The sequence below is a fragment of the Nocardia sp. GP40 genome (genome assembly GCF_050434125.1).
Lineage (GTDB): Bacteria > Actinomycetota > Actinomycetes > Mycobacteriales > Mycobacteriaceae > Nocardia > Nocardia albiluteola.
This window is the reverse complement of sequence record NZ_JBNPVW010000022.1, coordinates 1-21,704: the sequence shown is the minus strand read 5'-3', so window position 1 is coordinate 21,704 and position 21,704 is coordinate 1. Positions and strand designations below refer to the sequence as shown.

At 68.9% G+C, this 21,704-nt stretch carries 22 protein-coding genes; 13 read left to right on the top strand and 9 right to left on the bottom strand.

Going from position 1 to position 21,704, the window contains the following annotated elements:
* Nucleotides 1-60: 60 nt before the first annotated feature.
* Both ABH933_RS41460 and ABH933_RS41455 read right to left on the bottom strand, forming a co-directional pair.
* Entirely contained in the window at nt 61-906 is an 846-nt protein-coding gene (locus tag ABH933_RS41460; RefSeq protein WP_429427854.1) for a helix-turn-helix transcriptional regulator, read from the bottom strand.
* The gene (locus tag ABH933_RS41455; protein WP_429427856.1) at nt 903-2,225 is read right to left on the bottom strand and encodes a hypothetical protein; all 1,323 of its coding nucleotides are present in this window, start codon (nt 2,223-2,225) and stop codon (nt 903-905) included. Before ABH933_RS41455 ends, ABH933_RS41460 begins: the two co-directional genes overlap by 4 nt.
* Nucleotides 2,226-2,494: 269 nt before the next feature.
* Between ABH933_RS41455 and ABH933_RS41450 the strand changes: the two genes are divergently transcribed.
* Nucleotides 2,495-3,370, top strand: a complete 876-nt coding sequence (locus tag ABH933_RS41450; protein WP_308166949.1) for a DUF4393 domain-containing protein — start codon at nt 2,495-2,497, stop codon at nt 3,368-3,370.
* Nucleotides 3,371-3,596: 226 nt separating this feature from the next.
* Nucleotides 3,597-4,109: a nuclear transport factor 2 family protein gene (locus ABH933_RS41445; protein WP_429427858.1), complete on the top strand. Its 513-nt coding sequence runs from the start codon at nt 3,597-3,599 to the stop codon at nt 4,107-4,109.
* 54 nt (nt 4,110-4,163) lie between these two features.
* Here the strand turns inward: ABH933_RS41445 and ABH933_RS41440 are convergent, their stop codons facing one another.
* The gene (locus ABH933_RS41440; protein ID WP_429427860.1) at nt 4,164-5,783 is read right to left on the bottom strand and encodes a peptide chain release factor 3; all 1,620 of its coding nucleotides are present in this window, start codon (nt 5,781-5,783) and stop codon (nt 4,164-4,166) included.
* 391 nt (nt 5,784-6,174) lie between these two features.
* Between ABH933_RS41440 and ABH933_RS41435 the strand changes: the two genes are divergently transcribed.
* The 3 genes from ABH933_RS41435 (at nt 6,175) to ABH933_RS41425 (ending at nt 8,741) form a co-directional block, all read left to right on the top strand.
* Entirely contained in the window at nt 6,175-6,762 is a 588-nt protein-coding gene (locus ABH933_RS41435) for a 50S ribosomal protein L25/general stress protein Ctc (RefSeq protein ID WP_429427862.1), read from the top strand.
* A 22-nt stretch (nt 6,763-6,784) separates the two neighbouring features.
* On the top strand, nt 6,785-7,360 hold the full coding sequence (pth, locus tag ABH933_RS41430; protein WP_429427864.1) for an aminoacyl-tRNA hydrolase: 576 nt from the start codon (nt 6,785-6,787) through the stop codon (nt 7,358-7,360).
* 292 nt (nt 7,361-7,652) lie between these two features.
* Nucleotides 7,653-8,741, top strand: coding sequence for an ADP-ribosylglycohydrolase family protein (locus ABH933_RS41425; RefSeq protein WP_429427866.1), 1,089 nt, complete (start codon nt 7,653-7,655; stop codon nt 8,739-8,741).
* A gap of 105 nt (nt 8,742-8,846) precedes the next feature.
* Here ABH933_RS41425 and ABH933_RS41420 read toward each other — a convergent pair whose 3' ends face one another.
* Both ABH933_RS41420 and ABH933_RS41415 read right to left on the bottom strand, forming a co-directional pair.
* The gene (locus ABH933_RS41420) at nt 8,847-9,755 is read right to left on the bottom strand and encodes an SAM-dependent methyltransferase (protein WP_429427868.1); all 909 of its coding nucleotides are present in this window, start codon (nt 9,753-9,755) and stop codon (nt 8,847-8,849) included.
* Between the two features lie 82 nt (nt 9,756-9,837).
* Nucleotides 9,838-11,031 (bottom strand): aminotransferase class V-fold PLP-dependent enzyme, encoded by a 1,194-nt coding sequence (locus ABH933_RS41415; RefSeq protein WP_429427870.1) that lies wholly within the window; start codon nt 11,029-11,031, stop codon nt 9,838-9,840.
* A 289-nt stretch (nt 11,032-11,320) separates the two neighbouring features.
* On the opposite strand from ABH933_RS41415, the gene egtA reads away from it, so the two are divergent.
* The 4 genes from egtA to egtD all read left to right on the top strand — a co-directional run bounded on the left by egtA (nt 11,321) and on the right by egtD (nt 16,186).
* Entirely contained in the window at nt 11,321-12,607 is a 1,287-nt protein-coding gene (egtA, locus tag ABH933_RS41410; RefSeq protein WP_429427872.1) for an ergothioneine biosynthesis glutamate--cysteine ligase EgtA, read from the top strand.
* Between the two features lie 296 nt (nt 12,608-12,903).
* The gene (gene egtB / locus ABH933_RS41405) at nt 12,904-14,244 is read left to right on the top strand and encodes an ergothioneine biosynthesis protein EgtB (RefSeq protein WP_429427874.1); all 1,341 of its coding nucleotides are present in this window, start codon (nt 12,904-12,906) and stop codon (nt 14,242-14,244) included.
* Nucleotides 14,244-15,218 (top strand): class II glutamine amidotransferase, encoded by a 975-nt coding sequence (locus ABH933_RS41400; RefSeq protein ID WP_429427876.1) that lies wholly within the window; start codon nt 14,244-14,246, stop codon nt 15,216-15,218. The genes egtB and ABH933_RS41400 overlap by 1 nt, the downstream gene beginning before the upstream one ends.
* A complete protein-coding gene (gene egtD / locus ABH933_RS41395; protein WP_429427878.1) occupies nt 15,215-16,186 on the top strand; it encodes an L-histidine N(alpha)-methyltransferase in 972 nt (323 codons plus the stop codon). Before ABH933_RS41400 ends, egtD begins: the two co-directional genes overlap by 4 nt.
* Nucleotides 16,187-16,240: 54 nt before the next feature.
* Here egtD and ABH933_RS41390 read toward each other — a convergent pair whose 3' ends face one another.
* Nucleotides 16,241-16,864, bottom strand: coding sequence for a TetR family transcriptional regulator (locus ABH933_RS41390; RefSeq protein ID WP_429427881.1), 624 nt, complete (start codon nt 16,862-16,864; stop codon nt 16,241-16,243).
* 105 nt (nt 16,865-16,969) lie between these two features.
* On the opposite strand from ABH933_RS41390, the gene ABH933_RS41385 reads away from it, so the two are divergent.
* The 4 genes from ABH933_RS41385 to ABH933_RS41370 are packed head-to-tail and all read left to right on the top strand — an operon-like array spanning nt 16,970 to nt 19,796.
* Nucleotides 16,970-18,199, top strand: coding sequence for an alkane 1-monooxygenase (locus tag ABH933_RS41385; protein WP_429427883.1), 1,230 nt, complete (start codon nt 16,970-16,972; stop codon nt 18,197-18,199).
* Nucleotides 18,199-18,366 carry a rubredoxin gene (locus tag ABH933_RS41380; RefSeq protein ID WP_429427885.1) on the top strand — a complete coding sequence of 56 codons (168 nt, stop codon included), beginning with the start codon at nt 18,199-18,201 and terminating at the stop codon, nt 18,364-18,366. The genes ABH933_RS41385 and ABH933_RS41380 overlap by 1 nt, the downstream gene beginning before the upstream one ends.
* Nucleotides 18,367-18,381: 15 nt before the next feature.
* Nucleotides 18,382-18,567 (top strand): rubredoxin, encoded by a 186-nt coding sequence (locus ABH933_RS41375; protein WP_429427887.1) that lies wholly within the window; start codon nt 18,382-18,384, stop codon nt 18,565-18,567.
* Nucleotides 18,564-19,796: an NAD(P)/FAD-dependent oxidoreductase gene (locus ABH933_RS41370; RefSeq protein ID WP_429427888.1), complete on the top strand. Its 1,233-nt coding sequence runs from the start codon at nt 18,564-18,566 to the stop codon at nt 19,794-19,796. The genes ABH933_RS41375 and ABH933_RS41370 overlap by 4 nt, the downstream gene beginning before the upstream one ends.
* Before the next feature lie 152 nt (nt 19,797-19,948).
* Here ABH933_RS41370 and ABH933_RS41365 read toward each other — a convergent pair whose 3' ends face one another.
* The 3 genes from ABH933_RS41365 to ABH933_RS41355 all read right to left on the bottom strand — a co-directional run bounded on the left by ABH933_RS41365 (nt 19,949) and on the right by ABH933_RS41355 (nt 21,493).
* Nucleotides 19,949-20,593, bottom strand: a complete 645-nt coding sequence (locus tag ABH933_RS41365; RefSeq protein ID WP_429427890.1) for a DUF2461 domain-containing protein — start codon at nt 20,591-20,593, stop codon at nt 19,949-19,951.
* Between the two features lie 29 nt (nt 20,594-20,622).
* Entirely contained in the window at nt 20,623-21,051 is a 429-nt protein-coding gene (locus ABH933_RS41360) for a hypothetical protein (protein WP_429427892.1), read from the bottom strand.
* 133 nt (nt 21,052-21,184) lie between these two features.
* On the bottom strand, nt 21,185-21,493 hold the full coding sequence (locus ABH933_RS41355) for a hypothetical protein (RefSeq protein WP_429427894.1): 309 nt from the start codon (nt 21,491-21,493) through the stop codon (nt 21,185-21,187).
* Between the last annotated feature and the right edge of the window lie 211 nt (nt 21,494-21,704).

Below are 21,704 nucleotides of genomic sequence, written 5' to 3'. Positions count from 1 at the left end.
CTGCCGACGCTCGCACGCGGCAAACAGTGCGCACTTATCGTGGGTGTGGCACCACCCGGCTCAGGCCAGGCGGGGTGCGGCCAGACGCAGGCGTCGCAGACCGTCCAGCCGCTCTACGGTCGCGGTCCCGGCGTGCGGGTGATAGAGCACCAGATGCCAGCACGGGTGGTCGGCGACCGTGAGCGTGGTGGCGTCGAAGAACAGTTCCCCGGCTTCGGGATGCCGCAGCGCGTTGATCGCCTGCGCGGCGACGCCGACCTCGTGGCGGTCCCACAGCCGCGCGAATTCGGGACTCAGATCGCGGAGATCGTCTACCACCCTGCGGAATTCGGGATCCTCGGGGGCGCGCGCGGCATCCGCGCGATACGCGGCCACTACCGCCGGCGCCTCGGCCGCCCAGAATTCACTCATCGCGGTGTAGCGCGGGTTGGTGAAGTAGGTGACCAGGCAATTGTTCCCGGTGCCACCGTATCCGAACACGGACCGCGCGGAGTCGTTGAACGCCAGCACATTCCAGTACCGATCCCGCAGCACCGCGGGCCGCGGCTCCCAGGCGTCGAGCACCTGGCGGATCTCCGGGGTAATCGCGGTGGGCGAATCTTCGCCCGGCAGTGGCGGATTCATTCCAGCCAGCACATACAGATGCGCCCGCTCCGGCCCGTCCAGCCGCAGGGCCCGGGCGACAGCATCGAGCACATCGGCCGAGACGCTGATGTCGCGGCCCTGCTCGAGCCACGTGTACCAGGACACTCCGACCCCGGCCGTCAGAGCCACCTCTTCACGCCGCAATCCGGGCGTGCGCCGCCGCCCGGCCGAGGACAGCCCGACGTCCTCGGGCGCGAGCCGGGCGCGCCGGTTTCGCAGGAAGTCGCGGAGTTCTTCGCGCCGTGTGGAGCCGACGGTCACAGCCAGACCTTGGCCACGTCCGAGCCGAAGATCAGCAGGTGGGCGTAGCCGGCGATCAAGCCGAGCGCGCCGCCGTGCACGAACAGCAGCCACTCGTCCTGCTTGATCGCCGCGCGCAGCATGTCCACGAAGTTCTCCGGTGACAGCGCCGCCATCTGCTTGGCGATGTACCGGCTGACCTGGGTGCTCTGCTGGGCGTTGAAGGCCGGATCGGCGAAGGCGACCGGCGCCAGGCTCTTGGCCTTGTCGGCGAAGCTGTCCTGCAGGTTCTCGTAGTCGCGGTTGCCGATCATGAATTTGAACGGTGCGCGCACGGGTCCCAGCGCGCGGTCGGTGGCCGGGCGGAGGGTGTCCTCGAGCACCTGCATGGTCCGGTCCGAGCGCGGCCCGTTCAGCAGTTCGTCGCCGACGTTGGCGATCGTGATGATCTGGGTCGCCACCAATTCCGCATAGCCCTCGGTGATTTCGGGCTGGCGCTTGATCAACAGGCCCTGCCGCCACGGGCACCACCATTTCGGCTGGGCTGGGGCGAAGATCATGTTGATGCCGATCCAGTTCACCACCCAGCCGATCACCACCCCACCGATCGGAAGCACCGCCAGCGGCGACCAATGCGTCAGATGCAGGATGGCGACCAGCACCGCACCCATCGGCGCGCCGAAGTAGAAGCCGAAATTCTGCATGAATCGCAGTTCCTTGGCGCCCAGCACCTGAAATACCGTGTTGAGCAGCTGCGGGCGGGTCTGGAAATAGCGGATCACCATCTGCTTGACATCGAGCAGCTGCTCGATGTTGGTGCCTAGCTCGACGGTCAGATCGCGCAACACCTCGGGAAGTTGCTCGCGCACCCGTTCGTGCACCATCTCCCGGACCGGGGTGGGCAGATTGAACCAGAGCTGGGGATGCTCGCGGCGCGCGATTTCCTCGACGATGTCGCGGATCTGCTCCTCGGCCAGGGTGGTGAGGTGTTCGGCCAGGGCGTCGGGCTCGAGCTCGCGGTAGAAATCGCTGACGCTGCCGAGCTTGGACAGGCCCTTGTCCACGGCGATGGAGGCCATCTTGTCCGCGCGCGAGGGCACGATGCCCTGCCAGCCCATTCGGCCGTCATACCGCAACAACGGCAGCACCTGAACTCGTTTGGGCAGGAAGTGGAACAGCGATTTCAGCCCCGGCACCGAAATCCCGTGGAAGGCAAGTGGCTTGAACAGCATCAGGACGCCGGTCCAGTTGGTGATGTAGCCGATGATGCCGGTGAACAACGGGATCGTGATCAGTTCCATCAGGATGGACGGCTCGATATGAAAGAAACTGACTAGCACGAGACACCCTCCTGCCGAACCCGTACCGGTGACCGCCGCCTCACCGGTACCTCAAAGTACCCCGTCGGCATGCTGGACCTTACTGCGAATTTGCGAGAAGGATCCACTTTGACGCCGAATGTGGCCCACGGCGCGCCGAGATGAAAGACTTTCGCGGAGAGACCTCGGTCACACCCGCCACGCGGTGGCCTCCCCGGACGCGGGCGCGGCGGGCTCCCGGCGATAATCTGTGGGCGGTTTCGTTCACCTGGCGAGGTTCGGAGAATGACGTGGCAGACGACAGGACCGGGCACGAGGTGGTCCGCCCCGGGTCCCGATCCGTGGAGCGCAGCTCGGATGTGGAGCAGCGGCAGATCAGCAACGAGGCGCGGCTGATTCGCGGCGTCTTCCGCGCCGCCGGGCTGGCGGCGGGGACGGCGGTGCGCAGCGGGCAGTGGGCCGTGGGCACCACCTTCGAGGTCACCAAGCAGATCACCCAGGCGGCCCTGGACGGCGATTCGTCGGCCGACATCGCCGAACGCACCGGCGCGGCGCTGCAGTCGATCGCCCGCAGTGTGCTGGGTGTCACCGAGGGGTCGGTGCGCGAGATCGTCAGCTACGTGCCCACGTCGAACGGCCATCAGCCGCAGGCGATTACCGGTGGTTATGTGCGCTCGGCGACGATGGACGAGCTGCGGCGGCGCGGCGATGCGCTGCTGGCGCGGTCGGCGGATGTGTACTTCACCGAGGAGGTGCATCCGGCCTACGACCGCATTCTGGATCAGCTCGCCCCCGACGAGGCGCGCATTCTGCGGTTCATGGCGCAGAACGGCCCGCAGCCGTCGGTCGACGTGCGCACCAACCGCCCGCTGGGCATCGGATCCGAACTGGTGGCCGGGGATCTGACCTCGGTGCCCGAACAGGCGGGCGTCCGGTATCCCGACCGCGCGCGGCACTACCTGATCAACCTGAACCGGCTCGGGCTGCTGGCGAACTCCGACGATCCGGTGCTGCTGAGCCGCTACATGGTGCTCGAGGTGCAGCCGATCGTGGAGACCGCCCTCAAGGCCGCCGGACGAGTACCCAAGATCGTGCGAAAGAGCCTGCGGCTGACCGAATTCGGCGAGGATTTCTGCCGCACCTGCTTCAGCCTGCCCCCCGCCTGAACTTCCCGTCTTTCCGTGGCTCGCCGCAGGGGGCCACGCGACAACTGATCTCGCGAGAACATGGGTAACTCACCGGGGACGGGCCCACCGAGAGCGGGCCGCCAACCGCCGGCCCGACGAGCAAGTCTCGCGGCCAGCAGCGGCACGCTGAAGTCGCGGGGAGGCGGAACCGTAACACATCTCCCAAATCACGGAGAACCGGGTGTTCTAATGGGATTGTTGAGGTATGGATTCCGATGCCGTCTCCGCGATCAGCCGGCTGAAGTTCCGCTACCTGCGGGCGCTGGATACGAAGTCCTGGGACGACTTCGCCGACACGATGATCCCGGAGGCGACCGCGACCTACAGTGAATACCTGCAGTTCGAATCCCGCGACGCGTTCCTGGCGTTCATGCGCAACACCCTCGGCCCGCACGTCATCACCGAGCATCGCTGCGACCATCCCGAGATCGACGTCGAGGGCGGCACCGCCACCGGCACCTGGTATCTGGCCGACACCGTCCTCATCCCGGGCCACAACATGCTGCTGCGCGGCGCGGCGTTCTACTCCGACCGCTACGTTCTGTGCCCCGACGGCCAATGGCGCATCTCCCACACCGGCTACGAACGCACCTACGAGGTGGTCCTGTCCCTCTCCGACCTCCCGAGCCTGCGCCTGACCTCCAGCCGCTGGGGCCTGATCGCCCGCGAACCGGGCATGGAAGGCCAACCCCCGGACTCCGCGGAAACCATGGGGTGAGGGGTTCTTCCACCTCACCATGGCAGCAGGCCGGCCCATCCTTCCCGGCTGTGGCTAGTCGGCGGTGGCGACCAGGGGCTCGAGGGTGAGTTTCGGCAGTTCCTTCTGGATGTACTGCAGCCGCCACTTGTCGCTGAACAGGGCCAGGATCGCGCCGTCGGTGCGGGTGAAGACCTCCACGCCGCGCTGGCGGTCGAGTTCGGGGGCGGAGTCGGCGTCGGTGCGGCGGGCCAGCTGATAGGGCAGGAAGTCCAGCTGCGTCTCGACGTTGAATTCCGATTGCATGCGGGCGGTGACGACCTCGAACTGCATCGGGCCGACCGCGGCCAGCACAGGGGAGGCGTCGCCACGGCCCTCGTTGCGCAGCACCTGCACCACGCCCTCGGAGTCCAACTGGTCGATGGCCTTGCGGAACTGCTTGTACTTGCCCGCGCTCTGGGCGCGCAGCGTCGCGAAATGTTCGGGCGCGAAGGACGGGATCGGCGGGAATTCGACCTTCTTCTCCACGAACAGCGTGTGCCCCGGGGCCAGCGCGGTCGCGTTCACCAGGCCGACCACGTCGCCCGGATAGGCGGTGTCAACGGTGGAGCGCTCGCGGCCGAAGACGGTCAGGGCGTATTTGGTTGCGAAGGGCCGCCCGGTCTGCGCGTGGGTGACGACCATGCCGCGCTCGAACTCGCCGGACACGATGCGCATGAACGCCAGCCGATCGCGGTGCGCGGTGTCCATCCCGGCCTGCACCTTGAACACCACCGCGCTGAACGGGTCGGTGGTCGTGCGCGCGGATCCGTTCACGTCGTCGCGGGGGCCGGGCGGGGGAGCCAGGGCCACGAGGGTCTCGAGCAGCTGCCGCACCCCGAAGTTCAGCATCGCCGAGGCGTAGATGACCGGCGAGGTCTGCCCGGCCAGGAACATCTCCTGGTCGTGGTCCTGCCCGGTGGCCGAGAGCAGTTCGCTCTCCTCGGCCGCGGTGGTCCATACCTCGCCCTCGCGCGCGGCGGCCTCGTCCACCTCGTACGACTCCTCCGGCGCGATGGTCGCGCCGCCGGCGGTCCGGGTGAAGTGGATGTATTCGGTGGCCGCGCCCTCCTCGCCACGGCGCAGCAGGCCGCGGAAGTCCCCGGCGATGCCGACCGGCAGGAACAGCGGGGTCGGGGTGAGGCCGATGCGCTCGGCGATCTCGTCCAGCAGCTCCAGCGGCGCGCGGCCGGGGCGGTCCCACTTGTTGATGACGGTGATCACCGGGATGCCGCGGTGCCGGCACACCTGGAACAGCTTGAGGGTCTGCGGCTCGAGGCCCTTGGCGGCGTCGATGAGCATGACCGCGGCATCGACGGCGGTCAGCACCCGGTAGGTATCCTCGGAGAAATCGGAGTGGCCGGGGGTGTCCACCAGGTTGATCACGCAGTCGCCGTATTCGAACTGCAGCGCGGTCGAGCTGACGGAGATGCCGCGCGCCTTCTCCATCTCCATCCAGTCAGACACCGTGGACTTGCGCCCGGCCTTGCCGTGGATGGCGCCCGCCTCGGAGATGACCTTGGCGTGCAGCGCCAGCGCCTCGGTGAGCGTGGACTTGCCCGCGTCGGGGTGGGAGATCACCGCGAAGGTGCGTCGTCGCGCGACTTCCTGCGCCAAGCGCCCGGACGTGGTCGCGCTAGGGGACGGGGAATTCACGGGGGGGACGCTCCTTCAGCAGGGTAGGCAACCCCTTCAGCGTACTTGACCGGGGCGGTCCGGCCTGAGCGCGCACTTTCCCGGCATTCGCAACATCGAAAGGATCTGCGCGAATCGTTGGGATGGTGCATGATTGGGCCGGACCGTCGGGCGCTACTCGGCCCAGAGTGTCGGTACCCCGCCCGTGCAGGGCCGTTTCTGATTCGTGCTATCCTCTTCAGGTTGTCTCGGCGAGGGTGTGAGGCACGAAAGTACATCACACCGTGATCGACGCGGCTCGGCTTTCCGGCCGTCCTCGTTCGTATCTTCGCCCGACGAGCAGACCCTTTGCCAGGGCAGTCCCTGGCCAGTTAGGTAAAACCGCCCGGAGAGCCGTAGGAGCCCATCAGTCATGTCCGACGCCAGCCTTCTCGAAGCCACCGTCCGTACCGAGTTCGGCAAGGGTGCCGCCCGCCGCACTCGCCGCGACGGCAATGTTCCCGCCGTGCTGTATGGCCACGGCGAGGCCCCCAAGCATCTGGCGATCAACGCGCAGGCGTTCGCCGCCATCCTCCGTGAGCACGGCACCAACGCCGTGGTGAACCTGGAGATCGAGGGCACCAAGCAGTTCGCGCTGACCAAGTCCGTGGTCGTGCACCCGATCCGCCGCTACATCGAGCACGCCGACCTGCTGATCGTCAAGCGCGGCGAGAAGGTCGTCACCGACGTTTCCGTCGTCGTGAGCGGCGATGCCGCCCCGGGCACCCGGGTCGCCCAGGAGGCCACCACCCTGTCGGTCGAGGCCGATGCGCTGAACATCCCCGAGCAGATCGAGGTGTCGGTCGAGGGCGTCGAGGCGGGCACCCAGATCACCGCCGGTTCCATCGCGCTGCCCAAGGGCGTCGCCCTGGCCGCCGACGCCGACACGCTGATCGTGAACGTCATCGTCGCCGAAACGGCCGAGGCCGAGGAGGGCGCCGAGGGCGAGAGCGCCGAATAAGACTGCGTTCCACGGTTTTTCGATGGCCGAACTGAGCCCCGCGCTCGTGGTCGGGCTGGGTAATCCCGGATCCGAATACGAGCGCACCCGGCACAACATCGGTTTCATGGTCGCCGACGTGCTCGCCGAGCGCGTCGGCGGCCGTTTCACTGTGCACAAGAAGTCCGGCGCGGATCTGCTCGAGGCCCGGCTCGACGGGCGCAAGATACTGCTGGCCAAGCCGCGCTCGTACATGAATCTTTCGGGCCGCCCGGTCGCCGCCCTGGCCCGGTTCTTCTCGGTGCCGCCGACCGAGGTGGTCGCCGTGCACGACGAGCTCGATCTGCCCTTCGGCAGCATCCGCCTCAAGCGCGGCGGCGGCGAGGGCGGCCACAACGGGCTGCGTTCGCTGTCCAGCGCGCTGACCACCAAGGACTATCTGCGGGTGCGCATCGGTATCGGCCGCCCGCCGGGGCGCCAGGATCCGGCCGACTACGTGCTCAAACCGTTCGCGACCGTCGAGCGTAAAGAGCTTCCGGTAGTCGTCGAACAGGCCGCCGACGCGGTCGAACTGCTGTTGCGCGTCGGGCTCGAGCCCGCGCAGAATCAGCTGCACTGAGCCGCTGTCCCGCCTCCCCGCGCCTTCAGCGTGCCGTTGCATGCCAGGAGATTTGCTCGTCGGGCCGGCGGATGACGGCCTGCTCGAGGTGGGCCCGTCCCCGGTGAGTTACCCATGTTCTTACGAAATCAGTTGTTTCGTTCGGGGGTACGGGGCGCAGAGCATGCCGGGGTGACCAGGAGCCGCGAGCCCGCCGGAACGGCTCCGGGCACCGCGTGGAAATATCCGGAAAGTTGCCGGGATAGGCCGGTAAGGCGGATTTCACTTCTCCCGACCTGAGATGATCTGTCCCGTGCAGGATTACACGCAACTTTTCGACAGGGTCCGTGGCACGCTGCTGGGCGGGGCGATCGGCGATGCGCTGGGCTGGCCGATCGAATTTCTTCAGCTGGAGCAGATTCGGGAACGATACGGCCCCGGCGGCGTCGAGGATTTCCTGCCGGGACGCGATCCCGGTGCGCCGCAAGAGATCACCGACGACACCCAGATGACGCTGTTCACCGCCGAGGGGCTGCTGCGGCTGCCGCCGGGAGTCGATCCGGCGCCGGTGTTGCAGCACGCCTACCTGCGCTGGCTGCGGACCCAGCGCGAGGACGGTCCCGGCCCGGCTTCCGACGGCTGGCTGGCGAGCCATCCGTTCCTCTACGCCCGGCGCTCGCCGGGGCAGGCGTGCATGTCCGGCCTGGACCTGCAGGAGCGGGAATATCGCGCTCCCGGGCAGCTCGGCCAGCGCGGCCCTGTCAACTCCGATTCCAAGGGCTGCGGCACGGTGATGCGGTCCGCGCCGTTCGGGCTGGCCGGATTCGGGCCCGACCTCGCGTTCACCATGGCCGCGCGCTGCGCGCAGCTCACCCACGGTCATCCGACGGGCTACCTCGCGGCGGGCGTGTTCGCGGCCCTGATCGATCGCGTGCTGGCCGGGGTGGAGTTGCGAGTTGCGGTGCAGCACACCATCGCTCAGATCGAGGGTGGCCCCGCGTCCGAGGAGACCGTGGCGGCGTTGCGCCGCGCGGTCACCGTGGCGGACGAGGGTGAGCCCTCGCCCGAGCGGGTCGAGCAGGTCGGTGCGGGCTGGGTCGCGGAGGAATGCCTTGCGGTAGCGGTGTATTGCGCGCTGGTGGCCGCGCGGACCGCGGATCTGCGTGGGGCGCTGCTGCTTTCGGTCAACCACTCCGGCGACTCCGACTCCACCGGCGCCGTGGCGGGCAATCTCCTCGGCGCCGTCCACGGCCTGTCCGCGTTGCCGATGGCGTGGGCCGGGCGCGTGGAGGGCCGCGACGAACTGGTCCAGGTAGCCGACGATCTGGTCATGAACTTCCATCTCAAGGACCGCACCACCCTGGCCCCCCGTTACCCCATCGACGCCGGGGCGCTCGGGTAGGCCCGAGTCGGACGCCGGTGTTCGCGCCCCCCGTCCCGAGCGCCGTGGATTCGTTGACGTGCCGTCGACCGTCGAGCTATGTGCGGTGACCAGCGGTGAGTTCCACTACCCGTGCTGCTTCTCGGCCGTCCAGAACGACGCGCGGTTGCGCAGCGCCGCGAGTTCCGGGGGCAGATCGGGTATGTCCGGCATCGGGCGGTCGTAGGAGGCGAACAGCTCGGGCACGGTGATCCCGCGCACCGTCCAGCCGTGCTCGGCCAGCCAGTCGATCGGGTCCGCGCGCGCGTCGTCGTACCAGAGGTCGAACGGTGCGTCCGAGCCCCACGGGCCGGCCTGCATGCGGGCCTCGATGAACGTGCGGAATCGCTGCAGATCACCCGGGCCCGCGGGGCCGCTGTGCGCGCCCAGCCGGCTGCCCCCGGCCGACAGCTCATCGATCCGTTCGAACAGCGAATCCTGCGCCACGCCAGGCAGATACGGCAGCAGGCCCTCGGCCAGCCAGGCCGTGGGCGTCGCGGCATCGAAGCCGGCGGCGGTCAGTGCGGCCGGCCAGTTCTCGCGCAGATCGGCGGCCACGGTCCGCCGGTCGGCCCGGGGCTCGGCGGCGTGGTCGCCCAGCACCTTGTTCTTGAACTCCAGCACGGTATCCCTGTCGATCTCGAAAACGGTGGCGCCGGCCAGCCAGTCGAGGCGGTATGCACGCGCGTCCAGCCCGGCGGCCAGGATCACCGCCTGCCGCACGCCGTGTGCCGCCGCGTCGGTGAAGTAGTCGTCGAAATAGCGGGTGCGCGGGCCCATCATGCGGAGGAAGAAGTCTTGCTCGTCGATTGCCGACGGATCGGCCAGGATCTCGGCGAACCGCGGCTCCCCGGCCGCCTCGACGAACCAGCGGGCGAACTCGTCGTGAATCAGCGGGTCGCGCCGCTCGGTCTCGACGGCGCGAAACGTTGCCACGCCCAGCGCGGTGCGTCCGACGCTGCTGACGATGTCCCAGGTATCTCCGTCCGATCGCATGCCAGCCACCTCGCTGTCGATCTTCCCCGTGTCCTCGACGGTACGCCCGATCGCGGTCTCGGGGCAGGTCCGAAGGGCACCGTCAGGCCGGGGCCAGAGCGGCCACCGCCTCGACGAAGCGGTCGAGTTCGTCGGGGGTGACGAAGCAGTGCGGGGAGGCGCGGACCACCGAGTCGAGGCGGCGGGCGGACATGTCCAGCAGCGTGGAGCCGCGGTGGCTGACGGTGACGGTGATGTCCTGTGCCAGTAGGTGATCGCGAATGTCGACCGGTATCGCGCCCTCGATGGTGAACGAGACGATGCCGCCGTGCCGGGTGCCCAGATCCCGCACGGTCACCCCCGGGATCTGCGCCAGCGTCTTGCGCAGCTGCTCGGCGTTCGCCGATATGGCCGCGTAGACGTCGTCGGGGCCCAGCTCGAGCAGGTGCCGCACGGCCGCCCCGAGGCCCAGGCGGGCGGCGACATCGCATTCCCACAGCTCGAAGCGGCTGGCGTCGGCGGCTAGGCGATATTCGTCCGGACGCGTCCACGACGCGCTGTGCAGATCCAGCCGGGTGGGTTCCATAGTCGCGGCCAATTCCGGTCGCACATACAGGAATCCGGTGCCGCGCGGCCCGCGCAGCCACTTTCGCCCGGTCGCGGACAGCGCGTCGACGTCCAGTTCGGCGACGTCCAGCGGTAGCTGCCCGGCGGACTGGCAGGCATCCAGCAGCACCAGCGCGCCGACCCGATGCGCGATGCGCGCGGCCTCCCCGACCGGGTTGACCAGACCCCCGTTGGTCGGAATGTGTACCAGCGACACCACCTTGACCCGCTCGTCGAGCATCGCTGCCAGCGCGTCCACGTCGAGCTGGCCGGTGTCGTCGCTGGGGATCTGCTCGACGACGGCCCCCGTCGCCTGGGCGCGCTGCAGCGCGGCGATCGCATTGCTGGCATAGTCCGCGCCGGAGATCAGGATCCGGTCCCCGGCCTGCAGGGGGATCGCGTAGAAGAAGTCGGTCCACGCCCGGGTTGCGCTGTCGCTCAGCGCGATAGCCGAGGCGTCGGCGTTGACGAGCGTGGCGATGGCGATCTTGACCGACTCCAGATCGTCCAGGCGCTCGTTCGCGGCGCGATAGCCGCCGATCTCGGCCTCGCGGCGCAGGTGCCCGGTGACCGTGTCGAGCACCGCGCGCGGGGGCAGCGACGATCCGGCGCTGTCCAGGAATACCGGCGTCGGCCAGGTGACATTGTCGTAGGCCGGGATATCGGCGCGAAGTCGGTTCAGATCCAGCACCTCACCGACGATAGAAGATGACCGTGGGCGGCGGGGCGGCGAACGCACCGATCGGTGGGGGCGGTGTGGATCCTGGCCGATTTGGGCAGGTCAGGGCCTAAAGTTGACCGTTTGTCACCATTTCGTCAGATTCTTTGTCAGTGGGCGCCGCTACTCTGGTTCGGTCGGCGAAAAAAGGGTCTGGCTCGAGCAGACGTTTAAGGCTCGTGCTGCCCACCCAAACGACACAGCTACGAGCGGCACTGCTGCCGCACGGTCGATACGGCGGTGCGGCGGAGCGGAGGTTGTCATGGCAGTCACGGCGTTTCGCGCCCTTCTCAGCGCGGGTACCGAATTCACCTCACGGGCCGCGGCCGAGGCCTATATCGGCGGGGTGTGCTTCAAACAGGGCCCACCCAGACTCATCGGCGCCGAACTCGAGTGGCTCACCGCATCCGGTGAACCGTCGGCGCCCGCCTCGCGTCCGGAGCTGACGGTGCTCGCGGATGCGCTGGGGTCCTATGCACCGCCGTCTATTTCGCCAGACTCCCCAGCTCTACCACTGCCCGGGGGCAGCCGCGTCACCGTGGAACCCGGCGGGCAGGTCGAACTCTCCAGCGCCCCGTTCGAGTCCGCCGCCGAACTGTGCGAGCGCCTCCGGGCCGATGCCCACCATCTCGAACGACTCCTCGAATCCCGTTCCATTCGGATCCTCTCCGCCGCCGCCGATGGCGTTCGCCCGGCCCGGCGGGTCCTGCAGCTGCCGCGATACCGCGCGATGGAGCGTTCCTTCGCCGCCATCGGCCCGTTCGGCAAGCTCATGATGTGCAATACCGCGGCCACCCAGGTCAGCGTCGATGCCGGCGCCGATCCCGCGGAGGTGGCCGCGCGCTGGACCGCCCTCAATACCATCGGTCCCGCCCTGTTGGCGGCCTTCGCCTGCTCCCCGGATCTGCACGACGCCCCCGCCGGTGCGTGGGCCTCGCAGCGCATGCGGGCCTGGTTGCGACTGGATCACGCCCGGACCAGGCCCCCGGCGCTGGACTGGTCGGATCCGGTCACCGCATACGCCCGCTGGGTGCTCGACGTGCCGCTGCTGTGCGTGCGCAGACCCGCGGGGGAGGTCGACTGGGCAGCGCCGCCGGAGGCCACCTTCGCCGACTGGCTGTGCGGCGCCCTGGACGACGAGATCGGCCGCCGTCCCGACGCCGCCGACCTCGACTATCACCTGACAACGATGTTTCCACCGGTGCGGGCCGCGGGCCATCTCGAGGTGCGCTACCTCGACGCGCAGCCCGGTGCCGGGTGGACGGTGCCGATCCACGCGATCGATGCACTGATGTCCGCGCCCACGGTCGTCGCCGAGGCGACCGCGCTGGCCGCCCCGGTGGCCGGCTGCTGGCTGGAGGCGGCGCACTACGGCCTGTCCGGCGCCGATATTCGCTCGGCCGCGGTGGACCTGCTGAGCCTGGCCGCGGCGCACGCCTCGGATCCGGGCGCCGAAAGGCAACTCGTCGCCGCGGCACAACGATGTCGCGACGGCCGACCACCCACCGGTGAGGCGCTGCGCCTCACGGATTCGGAGGCGGAAAGGTAATGCGGCACAGCGCATATCGCGATGTGCCGGATTGTCCTCGACACCCGGACCGGAGTCCTGCCGTGCTCCGGCTCACGGGCGGGCCGAGGGCGCCCGCCCCGTTCGCTGCCTCTGTGTGGTGTCGCGGCTGTGTCGTGTGCCGCACGGGCGGCGGCATCCAGCTGCCGCGGCGCCTCGGGACTGCTCGGTCGCGCCGGTGTACCCGCCCGCCGCGCTGCGGGCCGGTGGCCTCGACCCGTGTCAGCCGTATCGAAGCGCCGATCATCTTCGGCGCGAACCACATTGGAGTTCTCCCCATGACCGTTCATCTACCCGGTACCGACCATGCCGAGACCGAGCGCCTGCGCGAGCGCATCGCGCAGGTGCTCGTCCAGGCCCGCGATCGGACCGCGACGCTCACCGAGTGCCTCGACGAGGCCGAACTGGTGGCCCAGCATTCGCGCCTGATGAGCCCGCTGGTGTGGGATCTGGCGCATATCGGGAATCAGGAGGAATTGTGGCTGGTCCGCGATGTCGGCGGCCGGGAACCGGTACGCGAGGACATCGATCGGCTCTACGACGCCTTCCAGCATCCGCGGGCGGATCGGCCCGCCCTGCCGCTGCTCGCGCCCACCGAGGCCCGCGCCTACACGGCCATGGTGCGCGAGAAGGTCTGGGATGTGCTGGCGGACAGCGATTTACGGGGCGGCCGGCTGATCGCGGGCGGCTTCGCCTTCGGGATGATCGCCCAGCACGAGCAGCAGCACGACGAGACGATGCTGGCCACGCACCAGCTGCGTACGGGCCCGGCGGTACTGGCGGCGCCGCCCGCGCCCACGGCGGCCGTGCCGGTGTCGGGTGAAATCGTCATCCCGGCAGGCGAATTCGTCATGGGCACCTCGACGGACCCGTGGGCCCTGGACAACGAGCGGCCCGCGCACCCGGTCCGGTTGCCCGGCTTCGCGATCGACGCGGCGCCGATCACCAACGCGCAGTATCTGGAGTTCATCGACGATGGCGGATACCACCGTCCGGAATTGTGGTCCGAGCGCGGCTGGGCGCATCGGCGGTCCGCGGACCTGTCCGCACCGCAGTTCTGGGAGCAGGACGGCGGGGGTGCCTGGTGGCGAAGGGTTTTCGGCACGATGACCCGGCTGCGCCCGCGGCAGCCGGTGGTGCACGTGTGCTGGTTCGAGGCCGAGGCGTACGCGAACTGGGCGGGCAAGCGGCTGCCGACCGAGGCCGAATGGGAGAAGGCCGCGCGCTTCGATGCGGCGACCGGGCGCTCGCGCCGATATCCCTGGGGCGACGCCGATCCCGGCGACGCCACGGCCAATCTCGGGCAGCGGCACCTGGAACCGGCCGATGTCGGCGCCTATCCGGCCGGGGCCTCACCGGCGGGCGTGCACCAGCTGATCGGCGATGTCTGGGAGTGGACCGCCTCGGGCTTCGAACCGTATCCGGGATTCGAGGCGTTCCCGTACCGCGAATATTCCGAGGTGTTCTTCGGCGGCGACTACCGGGTGCTGCGCGGCGGGAGCTTCGGCGCCGATCAGGTGGCCTGCCGCGGCACCTTCCGCAACTGGGACCATCCGATTCGCCGCCAGATCTTCTCCGGCTTCCGGCTGGCCCGAGACCTGCGATCGGACGAGTGCTGATGTGCCGCCACCTGGGCTATCTCGGGCCTGCCGCGCCGGTCGGCGAGATCCTCACGCGCGGCACGCATTCCCTGCGCAACCAGGCGTGGGAGCCGCAGGACATGCGCGGCGGCGGCACCATCAATGCCGACGGGTTCGGCGTCGCCTGGTGGCTGCGGGACGGTGGCGTCAGCAGATATCGCAACCCCGCGCCGATGTGGACCGACCCCGCGGTGGATGAGGTGCTGCCGCAGCTGAGTTCGACGGCGGTGCTGGCCGCGGTGCGCTCGGCCACCGTCGGTGCGCCCGTCGAACGCAATGCCAACGCCCCGTTCACCCACGGCCGCTGGGCATTCAGTCACAACGGCCGGATTCCGGACTGGCAACCTGCGCTCAGCGAGATCGCCACCGAATTCGGCTCGCCCCCGCTGCTCGAGGCCGAATCCCACACGGACTCAGCCGCGCTCTGGGTAATCGTGCGCGGACTGCTGGAAACTGCTGGTACCACAACCGGAGCCCGCGCTGGTGGGGCCGACGGTGCGGAATCCTTCCCGCACAGCGAAAGTCTCGTACCGACAGAGAAAATCGCTGCCGATGGTGCGCATCCGGATGGTCAGTCTGCGGAGGGGGCCGCAACGACTGCTGTCGCGACCGGACCGGGTTCGGTGCAATCCGCCGTTGGTCTGCGCCCCGCGAACCCAGCGGCGAATGATCCCGCGCAGGTGCTGCCACGAGTTATCCGCGCAGTCCTCGCCCGTTCACCCCGATCGCGCCTGAACCTGCTGTTGGGTGACGGCGAAACGCTCTGGGCCACCACCATTCACCACGCACTGTCCGTCCTGGTGACCGACGAGTTCGCGGTGGTGGCCTCCGAACCCTACGACGACGATCCGCGCTGGCAGCACATTCCGGACCGGCGGCTGGTGACGCTGCGGCCGGGCCGGTTCTCGATCGTCACGCTCGACTCCGAAGAATCCGAAAGGGCACTGGCATGACCGCACCGACGGTGGACATCCATCTGACCGACCACGACCTGGCCATGGCGCTGCGCGACGATGCCCTGCGCGGGCTGACCTCGAGCCCGAAGACGATGCCGCCCAAGTGGTTCTACGACGCGCGCGGCAGCGAGTTGTTCGAGGCGATCACCGAACTGCCCGAGTACTACCCGACGCGCACCGAGCGCGCCCTGCTCGAGCGGGTGGTCGGCGAGATCGCCCGTACCGCGCAGGCCGAGGTGCTGGTGGAGCTCGGCGCGGGCTCCGCGGCCAAGACCCGCCTGCTGCTCTCGGCCCTGAGCGCCGAGGGGCCATTGAAAACCTATGTGCCGCAGGATGTCTCCGAGTCGGCGTTGCGCGGCGCCGCCGAGCAGATCACCACCGAGTTCCCGGGCCTGGCGGTGCACGGCGTGGTCAGCGACTTCACCGACACCCTGCACAATCTGCCGGGCGGTGGCAGGCGCATGATCGCCTTCCTCGGCGGCACCATCGGCAATCTGGTGCCCGCCGAGCGCGCCGAATTCCTCTCGAGCGTCGCGCAGGTGCTGGAGCCGAGGGAGCAGTTGCTGCTGGGCGCCGGGCTCGTCATCGATCCGGCGGTACTCGTCCCCGCCTACGACGATGCTGCCGGTGTTACCGCCGAGTTCAACCGGAATGTGTTGCACGTGTTGAACTCCCGGCTGCATGCCGATTTCGATCCGGACGCGTTCGCGCACATCGCGCTGTGGGATGCGCGGAACGAATGGATCGAGATGCGCCTCGAGGCCACCCGGGACATGACCGTTACGGTGGCCGATCTGGATCTGACCGTCGAATTCGCCCGCGGTGAGCAGATGCGCACGGAGATCTCCGCCAAGTTCCGCGTCGACGGGCTCACCGCCGAGCTCGACGCGACCGGATTCCGGGCCGAACAGGTGTGGACCGATCCGCAGTACCGATTCGCGTTGATACTCGCCGAACGTCGCTGACGTTCGTTGCTGCAGAGCCGGCGGCGCCCGCCGGGTGGCGCCGGCTCTGCGCTGTCACGGTGCGCCGAGGGGGGACCGCAGGCCGGTGAACACGCGGCTGATCACCAACTCGATCTGATCGGTGGCGCGATCGATCGGGCCTACCGGCTGGAACAGGTGACTCAGCGTCAGCCGCACCAGGATCTCGACCATCGTTTCCAGGTCCTCATCGGACATGGCGGGCACCTCGTACTGGGCCCGCATGGCGGCGGTGAGCGCCGTGACCGCCCGGCCGAGCACGGGTTCGGGCTCGGTGACCAACGCGGGCAGCAGTGTCGTATCGCCGCTGTGACGGCCCGACAGCACCGCCTTGAGCAGGGTGTTGTCCGCGCCGGTGCGCAGGGTGTACTCCGCGGCGCGGGCCATGCCGGTGACGGGGTCGTCCGGATGTTCGGCCACCGTGGCCACGATTCCGCTCAGGAAGGTGCCGAGCTCACGCTCGATGAGCGCGTCCGCGAGCGCCTGCCGGGTGCCGATCTCCTTGTACAGCACCGGCCGGCTGATCCCGATGTCCTTGGCGATGCGGGACATGTTCACCGCACCCCACCCCTCGGTACAGACCACGTCACGGGCCACGTCCAGGGCCCGTTCACGCAGCAGCAGACGCATCTCGGTCTGAAAGTTCGGGGCTTCAGCCATGGGGGCCATCCTACGTCAGCGGTAGATGTGACTCTGTTATTGACAACTCTACCTGAGTTGTATTCACTGGATACACATTCGCTGAAAGTGTAAACGGAGTCTGACATGACGACATCTCGAATCGGGGAATCGGAGCACTCGGAGGCCGAGCCCCGGCCGTGGCGCGATCGAAAGCGATACCTGTGGCTGCTCGGGCTGGTGGCGCCGACCGCGCTGTTCATCGCGGCCGCGCTGGTCTGGGCGTTCAATGAGCTGGGCTGGAACCTCGCGGCGCCCGTCTGGTGGTGGGTCGGCCCCCTCCTGGTCTACGTGGCGCTGCCGCTGCTGGATCTGTTCTTCGGCCCCGACGGCCACAACCCGCCGGAGGAGGTGATGAAGCAGCTGGAGCACGACAAGTACTACCGGTACTGCACCTACGCCTACATTCCGTTCCAGCTGGTCGGCCTCGGCTTCGCCTGCTACCTGTGGACGGCCTCGGACCTGTCCTGGCTGGGCATCCACGGTGGCCTGGGCCTGGTCTCCAAGATCGGGCTGATGTTCAGCGTGGGCGCCATGGGCGGCATCGGTATCAACACCGCCCACGAACTCGGCCACAAGAAGGACGAGCTGGAGCGCTGGCTCTCGAAGATCACGCTGGCGCAGACCGCCTACGGCCACTTCTACATCGAGCACAACCGCGGCCATCACGTGCGGGTGGCGACGCCCGAGGATCCGGCCAGCGCCCGTTTCGGCGAGACGTTCTGGACGTTCCTGCCCCGCAGCGTCTGGGGCAGCCTGTCCTCCTCGTGGGAGCTGGAAAAGGCCCGCCTACATCGAATGGGCAAGAGCCCGTGGACGATTCACAACGACATCCTCAACGCCTGGCTGATGACCGTGGTGCTGTGGGGCGTGCTGGTCGCGATCTTCGGACCGATGGCGCTGCCGTATCTGATCGGGCAGGCCATCTATGGCTTCACGCTGCTGGAGACGGTGAACTACCTCGAGCACTACGGGCTGCTGCGGCAGCGGACCGCGAGCGGCCGGTACGAGCGCTGCACCCCGGTGCACAGCTGGAACTCCGATCACATCGTGACCAACATCTTCCTGTACCACCTGCAGCGGCACAGCGACCATCACGCCAACCCCACGCGCCGGTACCAGACGCTGCGCAGCATGGACGGCGCGCCGAACCTGCCCAGCGGTTACGCCAGCATGATCACGCTCGCGTACTTCCCGCCGCTGTGGCGCCGGGTGATGGACCACCGGGTGCTGGACCACTACGACGGCGACATCACCCGGGTGAACATCCAGCCCCGCAAGCGGGACCGCGTACTGGCGAAGTACGGAGCGTGCTGATGTCCGCCTATCGCTGCCCGGTCTGCGACTACGTCTACGACGAAAAATCCGGCGCGCCCCGCGAGGGATTCCCGGCCGGCACCCCATGGTCCGCGGTACCCGACGACTGGTGCTGCCCCGATTGCGGAGTCCGGGAAAAGCTCGACTTCGAAGCCGCCACCACCTGAGGAAAGGACTCCCCGATGAGCATCGACTACAAGCTGTTCCGTTGCCTGCAATGCGGTTTCGAGTACGACGAGGCGCTCGGCTGGCCCGAGGACGGCCTCGCGCCCGGCACCCGCTGGGACGACATTCCCGAGGACTGGTCCTGCCCGGATTGTGGTGCGGCCAAGTCCGATTTCGACATGGTCGAGGTCAGCCGGGCATGAGTCGACGGATCGTTATCGCGGGCGCCGGCGTCGCCGGTGCCACCGCGGCCAAGACCCTGCGCGCCGCGGGGTACACCGGCCGGATCGTGCTCGTGGGCGCCGAGCACCACGGACCCTACCGGCGTCCGATGGTGTCGAAAGATCTGCTCGCGAACCCCGACGCCGCCGCCCGCAGCCTGCTGGAATCCGAAGGGTCCTGGGCCGAACGCGATATCGATCTGCGGCTGGCGACCACGGTCGCCGACATCGATACCGACCGCCGCCGCGTCTGGCTGAGCAACGGCGAGGCGCTCGACTACGACAGCCTGCTGCTGGCGACCGGCGCGCAGGCGCGGCGGCTGGAACACCATCAGCCGATGCGGGTCCGCACGCTGCGCGGCGTCGCCGACGTCGAACCGCTGCGGGCTGCGATCGCGTCCGGACCGCTGCTCATCGTCGGCGCGGGCCTGGTCGGACTCGAGGTCGCGGCCACCGCGCGCGGGCTCGGTGCGTCCGTGCGCGTTCTGCACGCCGGCTCCGCGCCGCTGGATCGCATTGTGCCACCGCAGATCTCGGACCTGATGCGGGACTTGCACGCCGAACACGACGTGCTGATCGACAACGATGTGCGCCTGGCGGGACTCGAGCAGATCGACAGCGAGGGTGTCGTCGCGACGGCCGCCGACGGGCGCACCTGGCCCGCCTCCTCCGCGCTTGTCGCGATCGGCGCCTCCCCCGACACCGCCCTGGCCCGCACGGCCGGAATCGCTGTGGACAACGGCATTATCGTCGACGAGCAGTTCCGGACCTCGGCCCCGGGAGTCTTCGCGGCGGGCGATTGTGCGAATGTGTTCACCCCGCATCGCGACCGGCACGAGCGCAGCGAACACTGGAACAGTGCCCAGGCCCAGGGCGCCGCCGCCGCGAAAGCGATGCTGGGACAGCCGATCACCGGCATCGACGTGCCGTGGGGCTGGTCCAGTCAGTACGGGCTCAGCCTGCAATTCGCCGGATGGCCGCATCCGCACGACGAACTCGTCGTCCGGGGCTCGATCGAGGCGCGGAACTTCACCGCGTTGGCGCTGACCGACGGTGCGCTCGTCGGCGCGGTCGCGGTCGGGCGCCCGAAGGACATCCGGGCGGCACGGGCACTGATCGCCGCGGGCGCGGTGCGGCCGGGTTCGGAATGGGCCGACGAATCGGTCGACCTCGTCGCCCCGGAGCCGGTCCCGTTGCCCATGCGGGGCTGAGCGTCAACCATCCACGCCCGTAGGCCGTTTCGCCCGCCTGGTGGTTGCCGCCCGAACGCGACGCAGCGTCCGGCGAGCCTGTGGCGCAGGTAGCCGACTCGTTGCTCGCCGCCCGGCGTCACGCGGCGCCGAATGCCGACCGCGCCGGGACGTCAGTCGCGGATACCGCTCGTGACAGCGGCGACCCACTCCATGACCGGGCGCATGGTCTCCCAGGACTTGCGAATCTCCTTGGCCGCGCGCGGAGTCGGCAGCCAATCCGGTGCGCCGAACTCCCGGCTCACCACCAGGGATTTGTGCCGGAGCAGATCGATGCGCGGGTGGTCGGCCGGATAGCCCTTGGGGCGGGTCTTGAGCTTGTCGCCGCCAACGGTGTACCCGGCGGACGTGACCTTCGCGAGGATCCGCTCCAACTCGTGCCCGCGCACCTCGTCGGCGATCGTGGTGCGCAGCCGCGCGAGCTGATCGGGTGTGGCGGCGTAGATTCCGGCGGCGACGAACAGCCCGGCCGCGCCGATCTGCACGTACCACCCGGCCCCGGGCGCGGCGTGCACCACCGCGCCCTGATGGTCCTTGTAGGGCACCTTGTCCTTGGAAAATCGCACGTCCCGGTACGGCCGGAAGAGCTTGGCCGGGCCGAAATCGGGCTCCAGCTCGGCAATCAGCGCGGCCATCGGCTCGCGCACCGCGGAGTCGTAGACCTGCTTGTGCGCGGTCCAGAACGCCTTGGAATTGTCCGCCTCGAGGTCCTCGTAGAAATCCAGCCCCGCGAGCGGGAATCCCATGAATCCACTCATAGGCAGAACCCTAGCGCGGCGGGTACCACTTAACGGTGGTGCCGGTGCAGGTGCAGCGACGGCGCGACCCAGAAGATGACGACCAGGCCGACAACCGTGGCCGCCACCGAGGCCAGCGCGGCCCACTTGCCCAGGCGTTCGCCGCGGCGATGACCGATCGCACCCAGCACCAGACCGATCAGGCCCAACGGCCAGATGCACGAGACGAGGGTGATCGCGGCGCAGACGAAGCCGACCACCGAGAACACCGAGAACGGCTTTCGGGTGGCGGGCGCCTCGGGCTCGACCGGCGGGCGACGGCACGGAACCGGGTCGGGGCCGAGGCGTTTCCAGCTGCCGGACGTCTCGTCCTGGGGCGGATGCGGGGGGTGCGGACCGGGAGTCGGCTGTTCGTCCGGACCCTGCCGGGCTCCCGGATACTTCCAACTGCCGGGATCGTCGGAGAACTCGGGTCCCATGACACGTCCCCCTTCGCTGTCGATGTTCCCGTGCAACGTACTGGTTACCACGACAGCGGCGTTCGCGCGCGGCGACGGGCCCTCGAGGTCGGTGGGCCGGTGAGTCGGGCGGTCGCAGGGGCGGTGAGCGGGGTCAGTCGCGCGGCTCGTCGACGACTTCCATGGCCGCGAGCTCGGCCGGACGGTCGTCCTCGGCGCGCTGCTCTTCCCGGCGGCGGCGCTTGGTCCACGACTGTTCGAGATCGGCGGTGATGCCCTGACGGCCGTCGTCCTGGTGGTAACCGATGACCAGATTTCCCGGAGGGTCGGCGATATAGCGCTCGTACTCGCGGACCTCGTCGGCCTGCTCGTCGTCGCCCAGGTCGTAGTCCAGGTCCGGCTCGGCCTCGTCGATCTCGAAGACCTCGTCGATCAACGGATCCTGTTCCTGCTCCGGGGTCATGTTCACCGCCTCTCCGCAAGAGCGCAACGTCGGCAATTAGCCCCAACGCTACCGCCGAACGTGCACGAAGAGAATGGGCGCGCGGTGTCGATGCGAGTCGTGGGGGGGGGGGGGGGGGCCCCCCCCCCCCCCCCCCGGGGGGGGGGGGGGGGGGGGGGCCGGGGGGGGGGGGGCCCGGCGCGGAGAGCACACGCGGGGGGCGGGGGCCCCC

What these genes read in the sequence shown, in the direction of transcription:
- ABH933_RS41390 (WP_429427881.1), bottom strand. Translation starts at nt 16,864, where the DNA reads ATGGCTGAAGCCCCGAACTTTCAGACCGAGATGCGTCTGCTGCTGCGT.
- ABH933_RS41370 (WP_429427888.1), top strand. Translation starts at nt 18,564, where the DNA reads ATGAGTCGACGGATCGTTATCGCGGGCGCCGGCGTCGCCGGTGCCACC.
- egtA (WP_429427872.1), top strand. Translation starts at nt 11,321, where the DNA reads ATGGCAGTCACGGCGTTTCGCGCCCTTCTCAGCGCGGGTACCGAATTC.
- ABH933_RS41445 (WP_429427858.1), top strand. Translation starts at nt 3,597, where the DNA reads ATGGATTCCGATGCCGTCTCCGCGATCAGCCGGCTGAAGTTCCGCTAC.
- ABH933_RS41355 (WP_429427894.1), bottom strand. Translation starts at nt 21,493, where the DNA reads ATGACCCCGGAGCAGGAACAGGATCCGTTGATCGACGAGGTCTTCGAG.
- ABH933_RS41435 (WP_429427862.1), top strand. Translation starts at nt 6,175, where the DNA reads ATGTCCGACGCCAGCCTTCTCGAAGCCACCGTCCGTACCGAGTTCGGC.
- ABH933_RS41365 (WP_429427890.1), bottom strand. Translation starts at nt 20,593, where the DNA reads ATGAGTGGATTCATGGGATTCCCGCTCGCGGGGCTGGATTTCTACGAG.
- ABH933_RS41400 (WP_429427876.1), top strand. Translation starts at nt 14,244, where the DNA reads ATGTGCCGCCACCTGGGCTATCTCGGGCCTGCCGCGCCGGTCGGCGAG.
- ABH933_RS41385 (WP_429427883.1), top strand. Translation starts at nt 16,970, where the DNA reads ATGACGACATCTCGAATCGGGGAATCGGAGCACTCGGAGGCCGAGCCC.
- egtD (WP_429427878.1), top strand. Translation starts at nt 15,215, where the DNA reads ATGACCGCACCGACGGTGGACATCCATCTGACCGACCACGACCTGGCC.
- ABH933_RS41360 (WP_429427892.1), bottom strand. Translation starts at nt 21,051, where the DNA reads ATGGGACCCGAGTTCTCCGACGATCCCGGCAGTTGGAAGTATCCGGGA.
- ABH933_RS41375 (WP_429427887.1), top strand. Translation starts at nt 18,382, where the DNA reads ATGAGCATCGACTACAAGCTGTTCCGTTGCCTGCAATGCGGTTTCGAG.
- ABH933_RS41420 (WP_429427868.1), bottom strand. Translation starts at nt 9,755, where the DNA reads ATGCGATCGGACGGAGATACCTGGGACATCGTCAGCAGCGTCGGACGC.
- pth (WP_429427864.1), top strand. Translation starts at nt 6,785, where the DNA reads ATGGCCGAACTGAGCCCCGCGCTCGTGGTCGGGCTGGGTAATCCCGGA.
- ABH933_RS41380 (WP_429427885.1), top strand. Translation starts at nt 18,199, where the DNA reads ATGTCCGCCTATCGCTGCCCGGTCTGCGACTACGTCTACGACGAAAAA.
- egtB (WP_429427874.1), top strand. Translation starts at nt 12,904, where the DNA reads ATGACCGTTCATCTACCCGGTACCGACCATGCCGAGACCGAGCGCCTG.